This window comes from Harryflintia acetispora (genome assembly GCA_004340125.1).
GTDB lineage: Bacteria > Bacillota > Clostridia > Oscillospirales > Ruminococcaceae > Harryflintia > Harryflintia acetispora.
The window spans coordinates 25,336-40,060 of the sequence record SLUK01000016.1; the positions used below are offsets into that span (position 1 = coordinate 25,336).

Sequence of the window (14,725 nt, forward strand, 5' to 3'; positions counted from 1 at the left end):
GACGAAAAAGTGGTTGAAAGAGAACTGGAAAGATGATATGATAAGGACACAGCCAGAAAAAGGAGATGTGATGACGATGGGCAAGAGTAAGGATGAAGGCAGAATTTACCTGTTTCATCAGGGAACCTACTACAATGCCCATGAATATATGGGCGCGCATCCCGCCCGCCGCCGCGGGAAGGACGGATGGGTCTACCGCGTCTGGGCGCCCAACGCGCTGGCGGTTTCGGTGGCCGGCGACTTTAACGGATGGGACCCGCTGGCCGCCCCGATGAAACGGGTCAGCGAGGGGGGCATATACGAGCTCTTCCTGCCCGGGGGCGAGCAGGGGCAGAACTACAAGTTTTGCGTGACCACCGCCGAGGGGGAGGAGCGCTACAAGTCCGACCCCTACGGCTACTACTTCGAGCGGGAGATCGGCGGCGCTTCCAAGCTCTACGACCTGGACGGCTACCGCTGGCGGGACGAGCGCTGGATGGAGCAGCGCGCCCAGGGCAATCCGGTCGCGAAACCGATGAACATCTACGAGCTGCACCTCGGCTCCTTCAAGCGCACCGAGGACGGGGAATTTCTCTCCTACCGCGAGCAGGCCAAGGAGATCGTGGAATACGTCAAGGGGATGGGGTACACCCACATCGAGCTCATGCCGGTGAGCGAATACCCCTACGACGGGAGCTGGGGCTACCAGGTGACCGGCTACTACGCCCCCACCTGCCGCTACGGCGAGCCGAAGGACTTCATGTACTTCGTGGACTACTGCCACCGCCACTCGCTGGCCGTGATCATCGACTGGGTGCCCGCCCACTTCCCCAAGGATGCGCACGGGCTCTACCGGTTCGACGGCGGGCCCTGCTACGAGTACGCGGACGAGCTTAAAAGCGAGCACAAGGAATGGGGCACCATGGTCTTCGACTATGGCCGCGGGGAGGTCGAGAGCTTCCTCATCTCCAACGCGATGTTCTGGGCCAAGCAGTACCACATCGACGGGATCCGGGTGGACGCGGTGGCGTCGATGCTCTACCTCGACTACGGCCGTCAGGGCGGGCAGTGGCGGCCCAACGAAAAGGGCGGCAAGGAGAACCTGGAGGCAATCGCCTTTCTGCGCAAGCTCAACGAGGCGCTCCTTTGTGAGAACCCGGGGCTGCTGATGATCGCCGAGGAATCCACCGCCTGGCCGCTGGTGACCCGGCCGCCCTCGGTGGGGGGGCTGGGCTTCAACTTCAAGTGGAACATGGGCTGGATGAACGACATCCTGCAATATTTTTCGCTGGACCCGATCTTCCGCAGCTACAACCATGACAAGCTCACCTTCCCGATGTTCTACGCCTTCTCGGAGAACTTCGTTCTCCCCATCTCGCACGACGAGGTGGTGCACGGCAAATGCTCGATGATCTCCAAGATGCCCGGCGAGTACGAGCAGAAGTTCGCGGGGCTGCGGGCCTTTTACGGCTATATGATGTCCTTCCCGGGCAAGAAGCTCCTGTTTATGGGGCAGGAGTTCGGGCAGTTCATCGAGTGGAACTACACCCAGGAGCTGGATTGGAGCCTTTTGGAGTACGACGGCCACCGCGGGCTGCAGGCCTATGTGCGGGAGCTGAACCGCTTTTACCAGAAGACCAAGGCCTTCTGGGAGATCGAGCAGAGCTGGGACGGCTTCCAGTGGACGGTGCCGGACGACAGCCGCCAGTGCGTGATCAGCTACCGCCGGATCGACGAGGCGGGGCACGAGGTGCTCGTTGTCTGCAACTTCACGCCGGTCAAGCGGGAGCATTACCGGATCGGGGTGCCAAAGGCCAGGGCCTATACCGAAATCCTCTCCTCGGACGAGGAGCGCTTCGGCGGGGCCGGGCTGCGCAACGAGAAATACCTCCTCTGCGAACCAATCCCGATGCACGGCAGCGACTACTCGATCGAGCTGACCCTGCCGCCGCTGAGCACCATCTATCTCAAGGGGCTGCGCCGCCTGCCCAAGGACGCGCCGGCCGCCCTGCCAGACACATCAAAAACCTCTAAGGGGGACAACATATGAATTACAAAAAGGAATGGATCGCCATGCTCCTGGCGGGCGGCCAGGGCAGCCGGCTCTACGCGCTGACCCGGCGGCTGGCGAAGCCGGCGGTGCCATACGGAGGGAAATACCGGATCATCGATTTCCCGCTCTCCAACTGCGTCAACTCGGGGATCGACACGGTGGGGGTGCTCACCCAGTACCAGCCGCTGGTGCTCAACGAGTACATCGGTAACGGGCAGCCGTGGGATCTGGACCGGATCAGCGGCGGCGTCTTTGTCCTGCCCCCTTATCAGAAGAGCTCGGGCTCGGACTGGTACACCGGCACGGCCAACGCCATCTATCAGAATATCTCGTTCATCCAGCGCTACGACCCCGAGTATGTGGTCATCCTCTCGGGCGACCACATCTATAAGATGGACTACTCCAAGATGCTCGCCTACCACAAGGAGAAGGAGGCGGACGCCTCCATCGCGGTCATCAAGGTCCCGATGGAGGAGGCCTCCCGATTTGGGATTATGAACGCCTACCCGGACGGGAAGATCTACGAGTTCGAGGAGAAGCCGCAAAACCCCAAGAGCGATCTGGCCTCGATGGGGATTTACATCTTCACCTGGAAGAAGCTCAAGAAATACCTCGAGGACGACGAGGCGGATCCGATCTCCCAGAAGGACTTCGGCAAGAACATCATCCCGGCCATGCTGGATGCGGGCGAGCAGATGTACGCCTATCCCTTCGAGGGGTACTGGAAGGACGTGGGGACCATCGACAGCCTGTGGGAGGCCAACATGGACCTTTTAAATCCCAACGTTCCGCTCACCCTCTACGACCCGCAGTGGAAGATCTTTTCGCGCAACCCGGTCATGCCGCCGCATTACATATCCCCCTGCGCCAGGGTGCAGAACTCGATGGTGACCGAGGGGTGCTTTGTCGAGGGGATGTGCGACTTCACCATCCTCTTCGCCGGGGTCACGGTGGAGCCGGGCGCGGTGGTGCGAGACAGCATTATCATGCCGGGCTCGGTCATCAAGGCCGGCGCGGTGGTGGAATATTCGATCATCGCCGAGAACGTGACGATCGGCGAGGGCGCCCGGGTGGGGGCCCGGCCCGAGGACACCCCGGATAAGGAAAACTGGGGGATCACCGTCGTCGGCGAGCAGGTCAGCGTTTCCCCCGGGCAGGTCGTACCCGCAAAGGCTATGATGGAATACTCGGCAAAGGGGGAGAAATGATGATCAGTGAAAAAACTTTGGGAATTGTATTTTCCAATATGCACGACCACATGCTCTCCGAGATCACGGAGCAGCGCACCATGGGCTCGGTCCCCTTCGGCGGGCGCTACCGGCTGATCGACTTTGTGCTTTCCAACATGGCCAATTCCGGCATATCGGACGTCGGGGTGATCACCAAGAGCAACTACCAGTCCCTGATGGACCACCTGGGCACCGGGCGGGAGTGGGACCTCACCCGCAAGCGCGGGGGGTTGAGCATCCTGCCCCCCTTCGGGCATGCGAGCGCCGGGATCTACCGCGGGCGGCTCGAGGCGCTCTCCGGGGTGCTGACCTATATCAAGCACAGCGACGCCAAGTATGTGATCCTCGCCGACTGCGACGTGGTGGCCAACATCGATTTCTCCGAGATCATGAAGGCCCACATCGAGAAGGCGGCGGACATCACGGTGGTCTATAAGCGGGACACGGTGGCCGACGAACAGGTGATGGACACCACCGTCCTGCGCCTGGATGAAAACAACCTGGTCAACGAGGTGCTCATCCATCCGCCGGTGCAGGGGGAGGACAACATCTACCTCAACTTCGCCATTGTCGCCAAGGATGCGCTCGAAAAGCTGATCACCGAGGGGACGAGCCGCAGCATCTACAGCTTCGCCAAGGGCGTGCTGCAGGACAAGTGCAACAAGATGCGCATCTATGCCTGGCAGTTTGACGGCTACTGCACCAAGATCAACAGCATCAGGAGCTACTATAAGGCGAATATGCAGCTGCTCGACCCGCAGGTGCGCGCCCAGCTCTTCCCGCGCGAGCGGCCGATCTACACCAAGGTGCGCGACGAGGTGCCCGCAAAATATGGGCTGAGCGCCGAGGCGGGCGGCAGCATGATCGCCGACGGGGCGATCATCGACGGCACGGTGGAGAACTCGATCATCTTCCGCGGCGTGCACATCGGCAAGGGCGCGGTGGTCAAGAACTGCATCCTCATGCAGGATACGATGGTCAGCGAAAACGTCTCGCTGGACCATGTGATCACCGACAAGAACGTGGTCATCCGAGCGGGACGCACCATGGTGGGGCCGGAATCCTACCCGGTCATCATCGCCAAAAACAGCATCGTATAGTTTAACTCGTGCGGCCCCGCCGCACCCGGCCGGCCGCAGGGGGCTTGCTCCTCTGCGGCCTTGCCTGTGGGAAGGGGACGCTGACAGGGAGGAATGACTCTATGAAAATTTTGTATGCGGCCAGTGAGGCGCGCCCGTTCATCGCCTCGGGGGGCTTGGGCGACGTCGCCGGCTCGCTGCCGGGGGCGGTGAGCGCCTGCGGGCAGGACTGCCGGGTGGTGATCCCGCTCTACGGCGACATCTCGTCCGAGCAGCGCGCCGAAATGCGCTTTCTCTGCGACTTCACGGTGAACCTCGCCTGGCGGCGGCAGTACTGCGGCGTGTTCGAGGCGCGTCAGGGCGGAGTGACCTATTACCTCATCGACAACGAATACTACTTCCGCCGGGGTGGGCTCTACGGCTTTTACGACGACGGCGAGCGCTTCGCCTTCTTCTCCAAGGCGGTGGTCGATATGCTCGCGCACATCGACTGGACGCCCGACGTCATCCACTGCAACGACTGGCAGACGGCGATGATCCCGGTCTATCTCAACAGCTACTACCGCAGCGAGGAGCCCTACCACGGCATCAAGACGGTCTTCACCATCCACAACATCCAGTACCAGGGGCAGTATTCCGCTGAGATCATCGAGGATGTACTGGGGATTTCCAAGAGCTATGCGCGCACCCTGATGTACGACGGGTGCTGCAACATGATGAAGGGGGCCATCGAACAGGCCAATGCGGTGACCACCGTCAGCCCGACCTATGCATATGAGATTCTGGACGAGTGGTACGCCCACGGGCTGGACCGCTTCCTGCGCGAGCAGCGCTACAAGCTCAGCGGGATATTAAATGGGATCGACACCCATTTCTACGATCCGGCGGGAGACCAAAACCTCTATATGAACTACGACCGGGATAGCGCGCTTCAGGGCAAGGCGGTAAATAAGCAGCGCCTGCAGCAGGAGCTGGGGCTGAGCCAGAACAGCGACTCTATGCTCATCGGGATCGTCTCACGGCTGGTCTCCCACAAGGGCGTGGACCTGATCAAGTACATCTTCGGTAAGATCATCGAGGAGGGGATGCAGGTCGTGGTCCTCGGTACGGGGGATTATATCTACGAGAGCTTCTTTGGCGAGATGGCGGCCCTCTACCCGGACAGGGTGGCGGTGCGCATCGCCTTCGATCCGGCGCTGGCCAGCAAAATCTATGCGGCCTCGGATATTTTCCTCATGCCCTCGAAGAGCGAGCCCTGCGGCCTCTCGCAGATGGTGGCCCTGCGCTACGGGGCCATCCCGGTGGTGCGCAAGACCGGGGGATTGGCCGATTCGATCACCGACATGGGGGACGAGGGGGGCAACGGCTACACCTTCGCCACCTACAACGCCCACGATATGTTCGGGGCGGTCAAGCGCGCGCAGGCGCACTATTATGACAAGCCCGCCTGGGAGGCGGCCGTGCAGCGCGCGATGGAATGCGATTTCAGCTGGCGCAAGTCGGCCAGGGCCTATACTTCGCTCTATGCCTCGCTGGCCGGGGTAAGCGAGGAGGAGGTCGAGCGGGCCATCCACGAACGGGAGAAGAGCCTGGAAGCGAGCAATTCTCCCCAGGCGATCCAGCCGTTGGGAAAGCCCGCCGGGAACAAGAAGCCCGTGGGGTCCCCGGCCAAAAAGCCCGCCGCCAAGAAAGCGGCCCCGGCGCGGGAGAAAGCGCCCGCAGCGGAAAAAAAGTCTACCAAGGCCCCGGCGAAGAAGCCCACCAAGAAAGCGGCGGCTCCGGCGCTCGAGAAAGCGCCTACGCAGGAGAAAACGCCTGCGCCGGAGAAAACACCTGCGCCGGAGAAAGCGTCCGCGGCCGAAAAAAAGCCCGCCAAGGTCCCGGCCAAAAAGCCGGCCGCCAAGAAGACAGCGGCCCCGGCGCTCGAGAAAGCGCCCGCGGCAGAAAAAAAGCCCGCCAAGGCCCCGGCGAAGAAGACAACTCCCAAGGACAAAGCCAAACAAGGCGAATAGCGGTATTCCAAGGGCCCCGGCATGCGCCGGGGCCCTTGCTTTTTTTTGGAGGGCCGGTATAATGTTTTTTATAGGGCTTGGGGCCGACCGGCCTGCAGGAAGGGGAAGAGAGCGTGAAATCGTACACCCGGCGGATACCGCGGAACAAGACGGTGGAGCTCAATGAAAACAGCAATGCGCTGGACAAGTTCAACCATACCTTTTACCGTGTGGCCCAGGAGCTGACGCCCTGGGGCTTTATCCGGGGCAGGGCCATCCGGCGGGAGCTGCTGCTGCGGGGGAAGGCTTTTACCTTCCGGGTGTATTTCCGTTGCAACGGGGCGAGCACCCTCAAGTTTGGCGTCTATGTGAACATCTTCTCCGACCGGCTGGCGCAGTGGCACCGGGAAAACTATGCCGACACCAACCATCAGCTGGAGGCCGGGAATGTGCTCACCCTGCCGCTGCGCGCCCTGGTGGACGGCGGGGAGAGCGAGCGGTTCGACGTCACCTTCGAGGTGGAGCGCGAACGGGTGATCCGCTCGATCGTCGACCAGGTCACCGAGGGGCTCTATCCCTTCCTCGAGCGGTTTGAAGAGGGGCTCATCGGGCTGGTGGACCAGGTCGCGCGGGAGGGCTTTGCCCCGCAGGCGGGGTTCGTCACCAACCTCAATTTCCTGCTCTGCTTCGGCAACGCCAAGAAGGCGCAGCAGGGGATGGAAAACTTTTTGCGGGCCATGCCGGAGTATCGCGCGCTCTATGAGGAATACCGGCGGGAGGACCCGCTCAACTTCATGATTTCAAAAGGGGAGTACGGGTTGATGATCAAGGAGATCCTGTATAACCACATCGAAATCGACTTTACGCAGCTCTGACGACAAGAAAAAAGGGCCGCCGCACCGGCTTGTGCGGCGGCCCTTTCCCGTCAGCGGAAATCGTCCATCGGCGCGGCGCCAAGCTCCCGCACCAGCGCGATAAACGCTTGCGCCGCACCACTTAAGGTTTTGCTGCGGTGGCGCAGCAGCTGGAACTTGCGGCGCAGGTCCAGCCCCTCGATGGGGACGCGCACCAGCGTGCCGCGCGCGAAATCCTGCCGCAGCAGCGCCGCGGGCAGCACCGAGACCCCCAGCCCCGTGCGCACGGCGTTGACGATCGAGCGGGTATTGATGCTCTCCCACATCGGTTCCAGGCGCAGCCCCTTGGTGAGCAGCGCGCTGTCGAACAGCTCGCGGGTGCCGCTGCCCCGCTCCCGCAGCAGCCACCGCTCGTTCCCGAGCTCCTGAAGGGTAGCCCGTCCGCGCAGGGCAAAGGGATGCCCCGGCGGGCAGACCAGGGTCAGTTCGTCGTCCAAAAATGGTTCGGCCTCAATCTGCGGGGTGTGGACCACCCCTTCGATCAGGGCGAAGTCGATCCCGTTTTGCAGCAGCCTTTCCTCCAGCGTGCCCGAGTTTTCGATGGTCACCTGCACCCGCGTGCCGGGATACCGCTCCTCGAAGGCGCGCACATACCCCGGCATGAGGCAGGTGCCGATGGTCACGCTCGAGCCGATGTGCACCCGCCCGAGCCCGTCCCCGTGCACGGTGCGCTCGGCCTCGCCGAAGAGGGCGGTGATCTGCCGCGCCAGGGAGAGCAGGCGCTCCCCCTCGGGGGTGATGTAGAGCCGGCGGGAGAGCCGCTCGAAGAGCGGGACGCCGTAATACTGCTCCAGCTCATGGATCGCCAGGCTGACCGCCGGCTGCGCCAGATAGAGGCGCCGCGCCGCGCGGGTGACCCCGCCGCAGTCGCAGACCGCAACGAATATTTTCAGATGCCGCAGGGTCATGGACGTCCCCTCGAATCATAATAAAATCAATATGAATCTGATAATATTATACTATTATAATTATGAAGCCGCAAGGCGTATAATGGAAGAAGCAGAGAGGAAGGAACATATGAACGAGACCAAGGATCTGAAGTTTTACTTAAAATTGTTTTCCTCCACCTTCACGCTGAGCGCCTTTACCTTTGGGGGCGGGTATGTCATCATCCCGCTGATGCGCAAAAAATTCGTGGAGCAGTACGGCTGGATCGAGGAGGAGGAAATGCTCGATCTGACGGCGATTGCCCAGTCCTCCCCCGGGGCGATGGCGGTCAACGCCGCGATCCTGATCGGCTACCGGCTGGCGGGGGTGCCCGGCGCCCTGCTCACCGTGCTGGCCACAGTGCTCCCGCCGCTGATCACCTTGACGGTAATCTCCTGTTTTTATACCGCCTTCCGGGACAGCCGGGCGGTAAGTGCCGTGATGAAGGGGATGCAGGCGGGGGTGGCGGCGGTGATCGCCGATGTGGTGGTCACCATGACCCAGGCGGTGGCGCGCGAGCGCAGCGTGATGGGGTGGCTGATCCTGTTCGGGGCCTTCTTCGCCTCCACCCTGCTGGATGTCAACATCGTGCTGATCATCTTCTGCTGCGGGGTGCTGGGCGCGGCGCGCACCCTCTGGCAGCGCAGAAGAAAGGGGCGGGCATGATGTTATATCTCCAGCTCTGTTGGAGCTTTTTTCAAATCGGCCTGTTCGGGATCGGGGGCGGCTATGCCGCCCTGCCGCTGATCCGGCACCAGGTGGTAGAGCTGCACGGGTGGCTGACGATGGGGGAGTTCGTGGACGTGATCACCATCTCCCAGATGACCCCCGGCCCGATCGCCATCAACGCGGCCACCTTCGTCGGCACCAGGATCTGCGGGCTGCCCGGGGCGATCGTGGCCACCATCGGCTGCGTGACGCCCTCGATCATCATCGTTTTGACCCTCGCTTATTTTTACTATAAGTATAGAAACCTAAATTTAATACAAGGTGTGCTGAGCGGGCTGCGCCCGGGCGTGGTCGCGCTGATCGCCTCGGCCGGGCTTTCGATCATCCTGCTCGCCTTCTGGAAGGACGGGGTGTTCTCCCTGCTGCCGTCGGACATCGACTTTTGGGCAGTGGGGTTGTTTGCCGCCTGCCTGCTGATGCTGCGGCTGCGCAAGCCCAATCCCATCTACGTCATGCTGGGCGCTGGGACGGTGGGGGGACTGATCTATTATTTCCTGACGTAAAGGCAACGCCTTTACAGCAAAAAAAGAGCCGGGGCCGCAGAAAGGGCGCGCCTTTTTTCTTCAGGGCGGGGGTTGACGCTGCGCCCTTCTCAAAGTATTGAAAACTGCGCTTCCAATACTTCCATATGGGTGCTCCCGGAAGGGGCCCCCTTCTTTTTTTGACGGAGGCGGCGTTGCGCCCCCCAAAGTATGGCAGACTTTGTCTGCCATACTTCCTTATGGGTGCTGCCGCAATCTGCGGCCCCGGCTCCTTTGGGTTCAAAGCGTCAATAGCTCCTGCAGCCGGGTGATCGTGTAGGTGGGCGCCAGCCCCTCTTTGGATGGGCGGCCCGCCGGATTCAGCCAGCAGCTGTCCATCCCGCAGGCGCACGCGCCCTTGATATCGGTGTGCAGCGAGTCCCCGACCATCAGGCAGTCCGAGGCCTTGGCTCCGAGCAGCCCCAGCATCTTTTGAAAGAAACGGGGATCGGGTTTTATGTAGCCCAGCGCCTCTGAGATGAAGAGACGGTCGAGATACCCCATTAGCGGCTCTATGCGCACCTGCTGGGTCTCGATCAGCCCATTGGTGGCCGCGGCGAGCCGGCAGCGCCGCGACAGGGTTTGACAGACTGTGACTGCGCCCGCCACCGTCTCGCGCTCCCGGGCGAAGTAGGAGAGAAACCGCGCGCGGCCCTCTTCCCCGTCAAAGGGGAGCTCCAGCCGCTTGGCGAAGCGGGCAAAGAAGTCCCGGAGATAGCGCCGGTAGCGCGGGTGGTAATCGTCCAGCACCGCCGGGTCGCAAAGGTCCCGCAGCCCGCTGCGCGCCCACTCGTCCCAGGAAATATCTAAAAGTTCATCAAAAAGGGCGTCGTCCATCGGCAGGGCGTAGTCGGCGAGAATCCGGGCAAAGACGTTCCGTTCGGCTTTTTGATAGTCGATCAGGGTGTCGTCCACGTCAAAAATGATATAGCGGTAATGCAAGCTTCCGCCCTCCTTTCTTGGGATTATACCTTACCCCAGGACCAGCTTGATAAAGAGCAGGGCCAGCACGACCAGCACAACCGGGCGCACCGCACGGTAGCCCCTTTTGAGCACGATCCCCGCGCCGATGTAATGCCCGGCGATCGAGAAGGCGGCGGCGCACAGCCCCAGCGGCACGACCACCTTGCCGCTCAAAAGAAAGACGGTGAGCGCGGCGAGGTTGGAGGAGAGGTTGACCACCTTGGTATAGGCGCTGGATTGGCGCACCCCGAGCTTGCAGAGCCCCATGAAGAGCAGGAGCAGGAAGGTGCCGGTTCCCGGCCCGTAGAAGCCGTCGTACCCGCCGATCACGAAGGCGATCCCGCTCATGGACGCGGCCAGCCGGGCGGTGGAATAGGGGGACTCCTCGGCCGCGGGCGCCCGTTTGTTGGAGAGGACCACCACCGCCACCACCGGCAGCACGAAAATCATCAAATTGCGCAGCAGTCCTTCGTCGGCCAGCAGCGCGAGGTTGGAGCCGCAGACCGACCCTATCAGCGCGAAGGCGATGGAAAGCAGCGCCAGCAGCGGGCGGATCGGCATATTCCGGCAGTAGCGCACGGTCGAAACCACTGTACCCACGGCGGAGGAGAGCTTGTTGGTCCCCAGCGCCAGATGGGGCGGCACCCCGGCGATGAGATAGGCCGGCAGGGAGATCAGCCCCCCGCCCCCGGCGATCGAATCCACCACCCCCGCCAGAAAGACCAGAGGGCAGACGATCAGGAACATGTTCAGCGAGGTTTCCAAATCCAACACTCCCCATCCTGCGGGCCTGAAAGGCGGCCCGCTCAAAACGCTTGCATCTTAGCACAAAACGCGGGAGCTGTAAAGCAGCGGACCCCATCTGGGGGGATATGTGATTTGCTGGGATATTGGGATTCTTAAGGGCCTTCGGCCCTTAAGTGGAGGTTTGGAGGCAAAGCCTCCAAACCTTTTTTCTTTCCCAAAAGGGGAAACTGCGCGCAGCGCGGTGGGGAAAACCCCGGGATGGGCTTTCCCCACCGGATAAAACAAGGCCCCATCCGGTGCGGATGGGGCCTGCGGGCATTTTAGTTTTGTGCAAGATATTTTTGCTTGGCCTGGTTGATCTTGCTCTGGTCGGCAGCGGTGGTTTGATACCAGCCGCGCTTTTGCATCTCGATGAATATCTCGTGCTGGATCTGGTGCTCCTCGCTGAGCAGGTTCATAAACTCGCTTTTGAGCGCGGGGGTGGAGCACTCGTTGGCGAAGGTGTTGTACCCCTCGGTGACGAATTTCTGGGAGGAGAGCGCGTCGTCCATCATTTCCTTGTCCCCGAAATTGGGGCTCTGGGGCAGGTTCATACTGGTCCCTTCCTTTCTAGCCCAGCTGGTTCATCAGCCGGTCAAAGTGGTTCTGGTGCTTGGCGGCGATCTGCTCGCACTTCATTTTGATCTGCGGATCGGTTGAGGTCTGGGAGTACATCTGGTACTTCTTGATGAGCAGCTGTTCGACCGAGAGCTGGTCCTCGATCGCGCCCAGCTCCTTGCTGGTCAGTTCGGCCATGGGCCCACATCCTTTCATAATTCCTTGCGGGTCTTATTTTTTGCAGCCGCCCTGTAAAATATTCCTGAATAATAAATGTAAAACACACTTGACATAAAATGTAAAGCCTGCTATACTACAAATGTAAAGTGAATTTGACAAACATGGTGCATGGATAGAAGCTCGGGAAAGGGATGGGCATTAGAATGGAAAACCGGATCGGGGAGCTGCGCCGGCAGCGAAAGATGACCCAGGAGGAGCTGGCGCTGGCGACGGGGGTGACCCGGCAGACGATCATCAGCCTGGAGGGAGGGCGCTATAACCCTTCGATCCTGCTGGCGCACAAGATCGCGCAGGTGTTCGACAGCCGGATCGAAGAGGTCTTTATCTTTGAGGAGGACGAAGCATGAAAAAGAACGTATTGTGGATTTCGCTTTGCTATCTCGCGGCCGGGCTGCTCTGCGCGCTTGCGGCGGCGCTCGCCGAAGGAAAGGCTTCAGGACTTCTGGCGGGCTTTGCGGGCGCGGGGATCGGCGCCGGCGGAGTGCTGCTGTGGAAATACGTTTACTGGAGCAGGCCGCAAAACGCGCCGCGTTACCGGGAGAGGGCCCAAAGGGAGCGGATCGAACAAAAAGACGAGCGCAACGAACGGCTGCGCGACAAGGCTGGGCGGTATACCTACCTTTTGGGGCTGCTCGTCCTTGCGCTGGCCGACGTGACCTTCGCCATCCTGGATGCGACAGGCGCCTACGAATGCAAGGGGCTGATCCTGTTTTCCGGCTTCCTGCTGCTCTTTCTCTATATCGCGGGCATTGTGATCTACCGCAGGCTGAAAGCACATTACTAATTGGGGGGACTGAACATGAACCGTTTTGTAAAACGCAAGCTGACCTTTGCCGTTGTTATTTTAGTCCTGGGCCTCTGCGTGTTGGCGAGCAGCTGGCTGCTGCCGCAGGGCGCGGGCCCGGTCGGGACCGTCGCGGGCTTCGGCTTCGGCTGGACCGCAATCGGGGTGCTTAGGCTGCTCCAGGCGCTGGGCTATTACCGCGATCCGCAGCGGGCCGCCAAACTCGAAACCTGGGAGAAGGAGGAGCGCACCCGCTTTATCCGGGAAAAGTCCTATGCGATGGGGTTCTATGTCGGGATCTTTGGCTGTGGGATCGGGGTGCTGGTCGCGGCGTATTTGGGTGACGAGAAGCTCGCCGACACGCTGGCGATGGTGGTTTGCGGGATGCTGATTGCCATGCTGGGGGCTTGGCGGTACTTTCAGAAAAAATATTGAACCTGGCCATACGAAAAAGATGACCGTTAGTAAAGGTTACTAACGGTCATCTTTTTGCAGATATAGAGGAAGAGCGGCGGGGATACCGCCGGCCTCTTCCCGATTTATCCTAATTATATCCTGAACTGGGATGGATTTCAAGGGAAAAGGCCAATTTTTGTCCCGTTCCCCGGGCGGGAATGACCGCGAGCAACCTTTGCTAGAGGTCATTTATCTGAAGGGGGAACTGGAATGAAAAAGAAAGCGATAGCGGTGCTGCTGTGCGTGCTGGCGCTGACCGTTTTAGGCGGCTTCACGGTGGGCGGCAGCGGCCTGCGGGAGTATTATGCCGGGCTGCTGGAGCGGGGGATCATCACCGAAGCGGAGTATGAAAAACTGGAAGCGTACGGCTTCGAGCTGCCCGAGAGCGGGAAGAAGCCTCTGGACGACTTTTCGATCGGTGAGATCAGCACCGCCAATGAGGACGTGGTGGAAAGATGAGGCGGCTTCCCGCTTTGCTGCTGGCGTTCTGTCTGGCGGCCGGGATGATCCCGGTCGCCGGGGCGGCGGCAGCGTCCGTTGACCCGGGCGCGACCCTCGGGGGGAGCACCCCGCCCGGAATCGCGGAGATCGACCCGGAGATACCCACCCCGGAGATCTCCCTCTTCCGCGCGCGGGCCGCTGCGGGCCCCGAGTTCATCCGGGTGCCGGTGAAGAATAACGACCCGGCCCGGATCGAAGGCTTCGCTGTCACCGCCCTGCCCGAGGGCGGCGGGGAGGCGGACATGCTGTCCGCCTCGGGAGAGCCCGAGGTGTCGGGGGAGGTCTACAGCTACAAGCTGTATTTCAGCGACCCGCCGCAGCGGGACACCGGCTTCACCATCTCGGTCACACCTGTCGCGAAGGCGGGCCGGGCCGGCTTCGACCTGCCCAAAACGAAGACCTCATCCTACACCTACCGGGCCATCGAGAGCCTGACCATCAAGGCCGGGGGCGAGGCGGTGGGGGATAAGACGGTTTACCTGCAAACCGGTGGGGAGCGCCAGACGGTACAGCTGACCGCCGACAAGAACCCCACCTCCCAGAGCTATGCCGCCGAGGTGCTCTGGTCGAGCAGCGACCCAGCCATCGCTTCGGTGGACCCGGTGACGGGGATGGTCACGGGGAACACGGGAGGAACCGTGACCATCACGGCCAGCGTCTACGACGCCCCGGATACCGTTTCCGCCTCCTGCACGGTGACGGTGGTCCCGATTTCCGGAATCGGGTTAAACCCGGCGAGCAAGACCCTCTTCACCGGGGGCACGGCGGCCGAGACCGACTTTGAGCTGACCGCGACCCTGACGGGAGACAACGGCAGCACCGAGCTGGTCTGGGAGAACAGCAGCCCGGACCAGGTCAATATGACCAAGGTGAGCGGCAACGTCTACCACCTCTCGGCCTTTGGCAAGCAGCCGGGGAGTGCGACCATCACGGTGACGGACAAGGGCGGGTTCTATAAGGCCACCTGCACCGTGACGGTGGTGCAGGTCCAGAGCGTTTCGGTGCTGCCCAGCAC

At 61.4% G+C, this 14,725-nt stretch carries 17 protein-coding genes; 12 read left to right on the forward strand and 5 right to left on the reverse strand.

What is annotated here, in order from left to right; genetic code table 11:
• Positions 1 to 76 precede the first annotated feature (76 nt).
• The 5 genes from glgB (at position 77) to EDD78_RS13530 (ending at position 7,206) form a co-directional block, all read left to right on the forward strand.
• The gene (glgB, locus tag EDD78_RS13510) at positions 77 to 2,029 is read left to right on the forward strand and encodes a 1,4-alpha-glucan branching protein GlgB (RefSeq protein ID WP_286170911.1); all 1,953 of its coding nucleotides are present in this window, start codon (positions 77 to 79) and stop codon (positions 2,027 to 2,029) included.
• Positions 2,026 to 3,240 (forward strand): glucose-1-phosphate adenylyltransferase, encoded by a 1,215-nt coding sequence (locus EDD78_RS13515; RefSeq protein WP_132085285.1) that lies wholly within the window; start codon positions 2,026 to 2,028, stop codon positions 3,238 to 3,240. The genes glgB and EDD78_RS13515 overlap by 4 nt, the downstream gene beginning before the upstream one ends.
• Entirely contained in the window at positions 3,240 to 4,361 is a 1,122-nt protein-coding gene (gene glgD, locus EDD78_RS13520) for a glucose-1-phosphate adenylyltransferase subunit GlgD (RefSeq protein ID WP_132085286.1), read from the forward strand. Before EDD78_RS13515 ends, glgD begins: the two co-directional genes overlap by 1 nt.
• 101 nt (positions 4,362 to 4,462) lie before the next feature.
• On the forward strand, positions 4,463 to 6,352 hold the full coding sequence (gene glgA / locus EDD78_RS13525; RefSeq protein WP_132085287.1) for a glycogen synthase GlgA: 1,890 nt from the start codon (positions 4,463 to 4,465) through the stop codon (positions 6,350 to 6,352).
• A 113-nt stretch (positions 6,353 to 6,465) separates the two neighbouring features.
• Positions 6,466 to 7,206: a hypothetical protein gene (locus EDD78_RS13530; protein ID WP_132085288.1), complete on the forward strand. Its 741-nt coding sequence runs from the start codon at positions 6,466 to 6,468 to the stop codon at positions 7,204 to 7,206.
• Positions 7,207 to 7,256: 50 nt separating this feature from the next.
• Here the strand turns inward: EDD78_RS13530 and EDD78_RS13535 are convergent, their stop codons facing one another.
• Positions 7,257 to 8,153 (reverse strand): LysR family transcriptional regulator, encoded by an 897-nt coding sequence (locus EDD78_RS13535; RefSeq protein ID WP_132085289.1) that lies wholly within the window; start codon positions 8,151 to 8,153, stop codon positions 7,257 to 7,259.
• A gap of 109 nt (positions 8,154 to 8,262) precedes the next feature.
• Between EDD78_RS13535 and EDD78_RS13540 the strand changes: the two genes are divergently transcribed.
• The gene (locus EDD78_RS13540) at positions 8,263 to 8,838 is read left to right on the forward strand and encodes a chromate transporter (RefSeq protein ID WP_132085290.1); all 576 of its coding nucleotides are present in this window, start codon (positions 8,263 to 8,265) and stop codon (positions 8,836 to 8,838) included.
• Positions 8,838 to 9,404 (forward strand): chromate transporter, encoded by a 567-nt coding sequence (locus EDD78_RS13545; protein ID WP_132085295.1) that lies wholly within the window; start codon positions 8,838 to 8,840, stop codon positions 9,402 to 9,404. The genes EDD78_RS13540 and EDD78_RS13545 overlap by 1 nt, the downstream gene beginning before the upstream one ends.
• Before the next feature lie 258 nt (positions 9,405 to 9,662).
• Here EDD78_RS13545 and EDD78_RS13550 read toward each other — a convergent pair whose 3' ends face one another.
• From EDD78_RS13550 to EDD78_RS13565, 4 genes are all read right to left on the reverse strand, one after another.
• On the reverse strand, positions 9,663 to 10,364 hold the full coding sequence (locus tag EDD78_RS13550; RefSeq protein ID WP_165873238.1) for an HAD family hydrolase: 702 nt from the start codon (positions 10,362 to 10,364) through the stop codon (positions 9,663 to 9,665).
• A 30-nt stretch (positions 10,365 to 10,394) separates the two neighbouring features.
• The gene (locus EDD78_RS13555) at positions 10,395 to 11,156 is read right to left on the reverse strand and encodes a TSUP family transporter (RefSeq protein WP_341456001.1); all 762 of its coding nucleotides are present in this window, start codon (positions 11,154 to 11,156) and stop codon (positions 10,395 to 10,397) included.
• A 296-nt stretch (positions 11,157 to 11,452) separates the two neighbouring features.
• Entirely contained in the window at positions 11,453 to 11,725 is a 273-nt protein-coding gene (locus EDD78_RS13560) for a spore coat protein (protein WP_079700109.1), read from the reverse strand.
• A 16-nt stretch (positions 11,726 to 11,741) separates the two neighbouring features.
• On the reverse strand, positions 11,742 to 11,927 hold the full coding sequence (locus EDD78_RS13565) for a spore coat protein (protein WP_132085292.1): 186 nt from the start codon (positions 11,925 to 11,927) through the stop codon (positions 11,742 to 11,744).
• Between the two features lie 185 nt (positions 11,928 to 12,112).
• Here EDD78_RS13565 and EDD78_RS13570 point away from each other — a divergent pair, with 185 nt between their 5' ends.
• The 5 genes from EDD78_RS13570 to EDD78_RS13590 all read left to right on the forward strand — a co-directional run.
• Positions 12,113 to 12,316 (forward strand): helix-turn-helix transcriptional regulator, encoded by a 204-nt coding sequence (locus EDD78_RS13570; RefSeq protein ID WP_079700107.1) that lies wholly within the window; start codon positions 12,113 to 12,115, stop codon positions 12,314 to 12,316.
• Entirely contained in the window at positions 12,313 to 12,753 is a 441-nt protein-coding gene (locus EDD78_RS13575; RefSeq protein ID WP_079700106.1) for a hypothetical protein, read from the forward strand. Before EDD78_RS13570 ends, EDD78_RS13575 begins: the two co-directional genes overlap by 4 nt.
• Positions 12,754 to 12,768: 15 nt before the next feature.
• On the forward strand, positions 12,769 to 13,188 hold the full coding sequence (locus EDD78_RS13580; protein WP_132085293.1) for a fungal specific transcription factor domain-containing protein: 420 nt from the start codon (positions 12,769 to 12,771) through the stop codon (positions 13,186 to 13,188).
• Positions 13,189 to 13,419: 231 nt separating this feature from the next.
• Positions 13,420 to 13,668, forward strand: coding sequence for a hypothetical protein (locus EDD78_RS13585; RefSeq protein WP_132085294.1), 249 nt, complete (start codon positions 13,420 to 13,422; stop codon positions 13,666 to 13,668).
• The coding region (locus tag EDD78_RS13590; protein WP_207668685.1) for an Ig-like domain-containing protein at positions 13,665 to 14,725 on the forward strand (1,061 nt) is incomplete at its 3' end. The genes EDD78_RS13585 and EDD78_RS13590, both read left to right, overlap by 4 nt.

Coding starts and splice junctions, on each gene's coding strand:
- EDD78_RS13545 (WP_132085295.1), top strand. CDS start 8,838: ATGTTATATCTCCAGCTCTGTTGGAGCTTTTTTCAAATCGGCCTGTTC.
- EDD78_RS13540 (WP_132085290.1), top strand. CDS start 8,263: ATGAACGAGACCAAGGATCTGAAGTTTTACTTAAAATTGTTTTCCTCC.
- glgA (WP_132085287.1), top strand. CDS start 4,463: ATGAAAATTTTGTATGCGGCCAGTGAGGCGCGCCCGTTCATCGCCTCG.
- glgB (WP_286170911.1), top strand. CDS start 77: ATGGGCAAGAGTAAGGATGAAGGCAGAATTTACCTGTTTCATCAGGGA.
- EDD78_RS13585 (WP_132085294.1), top strand. CDS start 13,420: ATGAAAAAGAAAGCGATAGCGGTGCTGCTGTGCGTGCTGGCGCTGACC.
- EDD78_RS13535 (WP_132085289.1), bottom strand. CDS start 8,153: ATGACCCTGCGGCATCTGAAAATATTCGTTGCGGTCTGCGACTGCGGC.
- EDD78_RS13575 (WP_079700106.1), top strand. CDS start 12,313: ATGAAAAAGAACGTATTGTGGATTTCGCTTTGCTATCTCGCGGCCGGG.
- EDD78_RS13560 (WP_079700109.1), bottom strand. CDS start 11,725: ATGAACCTGCCCCAGAGCCCCAATTTCGGGGACAAGGAAATGATGGAC.
- EDD78_RS13570 (WP_079700107.1), top strand. CDS start 12,113: ATGGAAAACCGGATCGGGGAGCTGCGCCGGCAGCGAAAGATGACCCAG.
- EDD78_RS13565 (WP_132085292.1), bottom strand. CDS start 11,927: ATGGCCGAACTGACCAGCAAGGAGCTGGGCGCGATCGAGGACCAGCTC.
- EDD78_RS13515 (WP_132085285.1), top strand. CDS start 2,026: ATGAATTACAAAAAGGAATGGATCGCCATGCTCCTGGCGGGCGGCCAG.
- glgD (WP_132085286.1), top strand. CDS start 3,240: ATGATCAGTGAAAAAACTTTGGGAATTGTATTTTCCAATATGCACGAC.
- EDD78_RS13580 (WP_132085293.1), top strand. CDS start 12,769: ATGAACCGTTTTGTAAAACGCAAGCTGACCTTTGCCGTTGTTATTTTA.